Genomic DNA, 6,517 nt, shown 5'->3' with positions numbered 1-6,517 from the left:
TTGATGTCCCTCCACACTCTCGGTTTGCTGATTACGGCAGGTTGCGGGCCATGACGATGCGCTGGACCTGGTTGGTGCCCTCGTAGATCTGGGTGATCTTCGCGTCGCGCATCATGCGCTCCACCGGGTAGTCGCGCGTGTACCCGTATCCGCCCAGCAGCTGCACCGCGTCCGTGGTGATCTCCATGGCCGCGTCCGAGGCGTAGCACTTGGCCGCCGCGCCGAAGAACGTCAGGTCCGCGTCCGAGCGCTCCGACTTCGCCGCCGCCGCGTAGGTCAGCTGCCGTGCAGCCTCCAGCTTCATCGCCATGTCCGCCAGCATGAACTGGATGCCCTGGAACTCGGCGATCGCCTTGCCGAACTGCTTGCGTTCCTTCACATATCCCTTGGCGTAGTCGAGTGCGCCCTGGGCGATGCCGATCGCCTGCGCCGCGATCGTCACACGGGTGTGGTCCAGGGTGCGCATCGCCGTGGCGAAGCCCGTGCCCTCGGCGCCGATCATCCGGTCGGCGGGGACGCGCACATGGTCGAGGTACACCTCTCGGGTGGGCGACCCCTTGATGCCCAGCTTCTTCTCCGGGGCGCCGAAGGAGACGCCCTCGTCGCCCTTCTCCACGACGAACGCCGATATGCCCTTGGAACGCTTGTCCGGGTCGGTCACGGCCATGACGGTGTAGAACTCGCTCACACCGGCGTTGGTGATCCACCGCTTGCCGCCGTTGAGCACCCAGAAGTCCCCGTCGCGCACCGCGCGGGTCTTCATGCCCGCGGCGTCCGAGCCGGCGTCCGGCTCCGACAGGCAGTACGAGAACATGCCCTCGCCCCGGGCCAGCGCGCCCAGGTACTTCGTCTTCAGCTCCTCGGAGCCGGACAGCTGGACCGGCAGCGACCCCAGTTTGTTCACAGCGGGGATCAGCGAGGACGAGGCGCACACCCGCGCCACCTCCTCGATCACGATCACGGTGGACAGCGCGTCGGCGCCGGCGCCGCCGAACGCCTCCGGCACGTGGACGGCGTGCAGGTCGTTCGCCTCCAGCGCGTCCCGAGCCTCCTGCGGGAAGCGGCCGAGTTCGTCGACCTCCGCCGCATACGGGGCGATCTTCGCCTCGGCCAGGGAGCGCACCGCGTCCCGGAGCATGTCGTGCTCCTCCGATGTCCGGAAGAGGTCGAAATCGTCACTCACGTCCGTTACTCCAGTCCGCGTCACACGTCATGGCATCGAGTACCCTCAGTTTTGCACACTCAGTGTCAGTGATCCATGGTCTCGGGGTGTTAGGTTCGCGTCCATGACCACAAAGCCACCGATGCGGGACGCCCTCGTCGCCGCCGCCTTCCAGCTCTTCCTGGAGCGCGGCTACGAGGCGACGACGATCGACGACATCGTCGCCCTCGCCGGTGTCGGGCGCCGGTCGTTCTTCCGCTACTTCCCCTCCAAGGAAGACGTGGTCTTCCCCGACCACGAACGCGCGCTCGCCGACATGACGCGCTTTCTGGAGGCCAGCGCCGACACGGACGACCCGGTGACCCGGGTCTGCGACGCGGCGCGCCTGGTGCTCGGCATGTACGCCGAGAACCCCACGTTCTCCGTGCAGCGCTACCGACTCACCAAACAGGTGCCCGGGCTGCGGGCTTACGAGCTGTCGGTCGTCTGGCGGTACGAGCGCGCGCTCGCGGAGTACCTCGGGGCCCGCTACGCGGACCGGCCCGACGGCAAGCTCCGGGCCGACGTGATCGCGGCTGCCGTGGTCGCCGCCCACAACAACGGCCTGCGCACCTGGCTGCGCTCCGGGGCGGAGGGCGACGCCGGCGCGGCAGTGGAGCACGCGCTGCGGTTCGTGCGCGCCGCCTGGAACGGGGACGGCAGCGCCCGGCAGGACACCCAGGAGGCGGAGGACGACGTGGTGATCGTGATCACCAGGAGGCGGACGCCCATGTGGCGGGTCGTCCGGGAGATCGAGGCGGGCCTGGCGGACGAGGAGTCCCCCGCGTAGGGACCCCCGGGGCGCGAGGGTACTCAGCACCTTCTGGAAGCGCACTCAGTGCCATGGGAGTGTCATCGCGGGCTGGATCGCTGTGCCGGTGTGCGGGGGCCGGTGCCCGGGTGCGGGTTCGTCTCGCGCCTTACGGACGCCCAGCGGCGGGCTGCGGACGGGAAGGCGGGGCGGGCTCCTTGGCGCAGGCGTTCGGACTCCGAGACCTCCTCGGGCGCGAGGGCGTCCGCGTTCCCCGCCGCTTCCTGGCGCTTCCGCGTTCTCATGAGCATCCCCCCTCGTCGGCGGCCGCGGCGCGGTGCCGCGGCGGCCTCCCTCAGGGTGCTCCTCGCGGTGGCGCCGTGGGGCCCGCTCACACCGGTGCGCCCCGTCCCCTGCTCCCCGGGCCCCCTCCGCCCCGTCTGCGCCCTCCTCCGCGCGGGCACGGCAGGGTATGGACGCCGGGGCCCGCGGTGGGGCCGGTCGGCCCCTCCTCGTGCCCGGGACGGCGGAGGACTCTGGGGGTGAGGGCGTACCGCATCCGAGGGAGGACGGCGATGACGACCACGACGGGCCTGCTCGACGCACTGCCACCGGAGACCCGCGGCCGGCTGCGGGAACTCGCGCGCGACGTGTCCTTCCCGGCCCGGACCAGGATCTTCGAGGAGGGGCACAGGGCGGACCGCTTCTGGATCATCCGGGCCGGCTCGGTCGCGCTCGACCTGCACGTGCCCGGCCGGCAACCCGCCGTGGTGGAGACCCTGGGTCCGGGGGACCTGCTCGGCTGGTCATGGCTCTTCCCGCCGTACACGTGGCATTTGGGCGCGGTGACGCAGACCCCTGTGCGAGTCGACGAGTTCGACGCCACGGTGGTGCGGGCTCTGTGCGAGGCCGACGTGGTGTTCGGGCGCGCGGTGGCCCGGCGGGTCGCTCAGATAGTGGCGCACCGACTGCAGGGGGCCCGCACCCGGTTGCTCGATCTGTACGGTCCCCAGGGCAGCGGCAGCACGGTGCGCTGACCGTTCGTGGTGGCTCCGGCCCTGGGCGCGGGGCGATGACCCGTGCCGAGGATCAGCCGGCCGTGCCCCGGCGGCCCACGCGGTAGGGCCGGTCGGCCCTGCTCGCGGGGGACCGCGGCGTGCAGGCTGAAAGGACGCGCCGGCCGGAGGGAGCGCACCGTGGAACCCACCCCACTCAACGGGGCGACCGTGGAGAGACTGATCTCCGCCGCCGTCGCGGCGCCCTCCTTCCGCGGCAGCCGCCCCTGGCGGTACCGCCTCGATCCGGACACCGCCACGTTCCAGGTGCGCGCGGTCCCCGAGCCCGGGGTGCCGGAGTCGGAGGCCGCGGCCCGCGTGCTGCACGTGTCCGTCGGCGCCGCCGTGTTCAACCTCCGGGTCGCCCTGGCCCACTTCGGGTGGGAGCCGAAGGTGCGGCTGCTGCCCGTGCCCGGCGACCCGGATCTGCTCGCCGAGGTGCGGCCGACCGGCCCGCGCGACGACGGCGGCGGCCCGTACCGCGATTTGTACGACGCGGTCTGGCGCCGCCGCGGCTGCCTCGCTTCCGCCTTCGCGTACTGCCCGACCGGAGCGGTCGTGCTGGAGTTGATCGACGCCGCCCACGCCGAGGGCGCGTCCCTGGTGCTGCCGCGGGCCGAGGAGACGCCGCGGCTGCTGCGGCTGGCGGCCGAGGCGGAGCAGCGCTGCGGGACGGGCGGGCGCTTCGTCGGCGCCGGGGGCCGGGTCCACGAGAACTCCGGGGCGGCCGCCTCCGCCTGGCTCCTCGATCCCGAGCGCCGGCCCCTGGTGGCGGTGCTGTGCACCCCCGGCGACACGTGCGCGGACTGGCTGCGGGCCGGCCAGGCCATAGGACGCGTGGTGCTTCTGGCGACCGCGCACACCGTCCAGGCGACGCTGCTGCACGAGGCGATGGAGTGGCCGGACCTGCGGGCGGCGTTGCGCACCATGGACTGCGGCCCGGGTCTGGTGCAGATGCTCATCCGGTTCGGCACCCCTGCGACGGGGCGCCGGGCCCCGCGGGTGCCGGTCGGGGAGGCCGCGGAGCGGGGCTGACCGTACCGCCGTCGCCCGCCCTTCGTGATGCCCGCTCAGAAGGGGACGGCGCGGGCGGATCCCGCGCGCCCAAATCCCCGGTGTGCGCGCCCTCCCCGGCCCCCTCAGAGCCAGCCGCGGCGAGCGGCCTGCCAGGCGAGCTGCATGCGGGTGGCGGCGCCGGCGAGGGTCATCATGTGCTGGATGTGGCGCTGGACGGTGCGCCGGCTCAGGCCCATCTGACTGGCTATGGCCTTGTCCGCCACGCCCGCGACGAGCAGGGACAGCAGCCGGCGGTCGGTCTCGCTCAGCGGGTCGGAGTCGTCCGCGCCGTCGGTGCCGCTCATCGCGCCGGACGCGCTGACGTGCAGCGGCACCGCGTCCTCCCAGTAACGTTCGAACAGCGCGGTCAGCGCCTCGAGGAGGCTGCTGTCGCGCAGCAGCGCCGCGGTCGGTTCGTTCGGGCTGCCGTGCGGGCCGCCGGGCACCAGGGGGCAGATGGCGATGGAGCGGTCGGCGACCGCGAGCCGCAGCGGCAGATGGGGGACGGAGCGGGCGATCTCCCCGGCCCTGACGCCCTCCACCACGTTGTCGATGGCCCCGTCGTCGTCGAAGAACGCCTGCTCGTACAGGACGCGGTAGCGCACGCCGCGGGCGAGGGCGTCGTACTCGGCACGATTGCTCCCCGAGGGCATGGCGACGTACTGCGCCTTGCAGAACCAGAGCATCTCGTGGCGCGCGTTCTCCTGCATCTGCCGCAGGTGCTGGCGCAGCGCCTCGCTGCCGGTGATGACCTCGATGAGCTGGCCCGCGTCCTGGCGGCGCACGGTGCTGCGGTAGCTGTCCAGCAGGTCGGTGACCGCGGTCCGGGCCTTGTCGAGGGCATCGGCCTGGCGTTGCAGCCGCGGCAGCAGGGCCACATCGGGCGGGGTGGCGGCGTACTGCCGGGGGAGGCTGTCGGTGGGGCTGGCCAGTCCCTTGGCGGCGAGTGAGGCGAGGACGCCCTCCGTCTGGCCCGGGGGCAGGTCCGTCTGCGCGGCGACCTCCTCTGCCGAGGCCGTCGCGGTGGTGACCAGGAGCCGGTAGACGGTCTCCTCGACCGCGGTGAGGCCAGCAGCCTCGAGCATGCCGCGTTCCTCCGGTTACGGGACTGTCTGCACGGCAGGGCCACGGGTGGCCGCAAACCGCACCTATCGCTGAGGGCTGGACTATACCCGGGGGATGTTTCAGGCAAGGGCGCGGCGGGTGCCGGGGCCCGCGGCCCCCGCACCCGCCGCGGTGTCGACGGTGGCGCCCCACCGTCACCGCCCTGCGGAGTCCCGTGCGCCGCTGTGCGGATACGCACGGTCCACCGTCTGCCGGACGCTCGGGGCCGGGACGGGGCGGCCGGCTTCCCCGCCGCGCCCTCGCGCCGCGCGCGAGCGCGGGCCCCGTCAACGGTCCCGCCGCTCCGCGTCGCGCGCCGCGCGGGCCCGCACCGCGTCCCGGTCGGGCGCGCCGAACGCCGACCACTGCAGGAGGAAGCGCAGGGCGTCCGCCGAAGGGGTGCCGGGGCGAGCGGTGTAGGTGATCAGGGACTGGCCGGTCTGGCCCTCGACGGTGAACTGCTGGACGTCCAGGGTGAGGGGCCCGGCCAGGGGGTGCTGGTAGGTCTTGCTGCGGGGCCGGGCCCCGCTTACCCGGTGACTGCCCCACCAGGCGCGGAAGTCCGCGTCCTTGACGCTGAGTTCGCCCACGAGGGCGGCGAGGGCCGGGTCCTGGGGGTAGCGGCCCGCCTCCATGCGCAGGAAGGCCACGCACTCGCGGGCGATACCCGCCCAGTCGTCCCCGTACAGCGCGCGGTAACCGGGGTCGAGGAAGGTCAGCCGGATGACGTTGCGGTGCTCGGGCGGGAGGGCGCCGAAGTCGGTCAGGAGCGCCGCGGCGGGGGCGTTCCACGCCAGCACGTCCTGCCGGCGGCCCAGCACCAGCGCCGGGACGTCGCGCATGCCGTCCAGCAGTTGCTGGATCTGCGGCACCACCCGTTGCGCCGGGGCCGGGCGGGAGGCCTTCGGCTGGGTGACGTCGGCGATGGTGAAGAGGTACGCCCGCTCGTCAGGGGCCAGCTCCAGGGCGTCGGCGAGCGCTTCCAGGACGCCCTGGGACACCCGGCGGGTGCGGCCCTGCTCCAGGCGCACCACGTAGTCGACGCTGACGTGGGCGCGCTCGGCGAGTTCCTCGCGGCGCAGCCCGGGGACACGGCGGTGGCGGCCGTCGTCCGGCAGGCCGAGGCGTCCGACGTCGACCGCGCCCCGCCGGGCGCGCAGGAAGTCCCCGAGCGCGTTGTCGGGGCGGAGTGGGCGATCGGTGGAAGGCATGCCCCCATTCTCGGCACCGGACGCGGCGCGTGCCTGGTACGGGCAGTCCCAGGGACACTCCGTCCCTGGCCGGCCCTGTGGCCCCGGGCGGAACGTGGAGCCGTCACCGGGGGCCGGTACGCACGGTACCGGCCCCGAC

At 73.5% G+C, this 6,517-nt stretch carries 6 protein-coding genes; 3 read left to right on the top strand and 3 right to left on the bottom strand.

Translation table 11 applies throughout. The features are described from left to right. Positions 1-31: 31 nt before the first annotated feature. A complete protein-coding gene (locus ACRWND_RS25305; protein ID WP_431953234.1) occupies positions 32-1,183 on the bottom strand; it encodes an acyl-CoA dehydrogenase family protein in 1,152 nt (383 codons plus the stop codon). A gap of 121 nt (positions 1,184-1,304) precedes the next feature. Here ACRWND_RS25305 and ACRWND_RS25300 point away from each other — a divergent pair, with 121 nt between their 5' ends. From ACRWND_RS25300 to ACRWND_RS25290, 3 genes are all read left to right on the top strand, one after another. After that, positions 1,305-1,991, top strand: coding sequence for a TetR family transcriptional regulator (locus ACRWND_RS25300; RefSeq protein WP_431953236.1), 687 nt, complete (start codon positions 1,305-1,307; stop codon positions 1,989-1,991). A gap of 536 nt (positions 1,992-2,527) precedes the next feature. Next, the gene (locus tag ACRWND_RS25295) at positions 2,528-2,989 is read left to right on the top strand and encodes a Crp/Fnr family transcriptional regulator (protein ID WP_431953232.1); all 462 of its coding nucleotides are present in this window, start codon (positions 2,528-2,530) and stop codon (positions 2,987-2,989) included. Between the two features lie 159 nt (positions 2,990-3,148). Next, complete coding sequence (locus ACRWND_RS25290) at positions 3,149-4,042, top strand: hypothetical protein (protein ID WP_431953230.1); 894 nt, start codon at positions 3,149-3,151, stop codon at positions 4,040-4,042. A 104-nt stretch (positions 4,043-4,146) separates the two neighbouring features. Here the strand turns inward: ACRWND_RS25290 and ACRWND_RS25285 are convergent, their stop codons facing one another. Both ACRWND_RS25285 and ACRWND_RS25280 read right to left on the bottom strand, forming a co-directional pair. Beyond that, on the bottom strand, positions 4,147-5,148 hold the full coding sequence (locus ACRWND_RS25285) for a helix-turn-helix domain-containing protein (RefSeq protein ID WP_431953228.1): 1,002 nt from the start codon (positions 5,146-5,148) through the stop codon (positions 4,147-4,149). Between the two features lie 306 nt (positions 5,149-5,454). Then, positions 5,455-6,378, bottom strand: a complete 924-nt coding sequence (locus tag ACRWND_RS25280; RefSeq protein ID WP_431953226.1) for a helix-turn-helix transcriptional regulator — start codon at positions 6,376-6,378, stop codon at positions 5,455-5,457. Positions 6,379-6,517 lie beyond the last annotated feature (139 nt).

Source organism: Actinacidiphila sp. bgisy167, from assembly GCF_965342175.1.
GTDB lineage: Bacteria > Actinomycetota > Actinomycetes > Streptomycetales > Streptomycetaceae > Actinacidiphila.
Note: the sequence above shows the minus strand (reverse complement) of the source record. Positions and strands in the feature narration are given on the sequence as shown.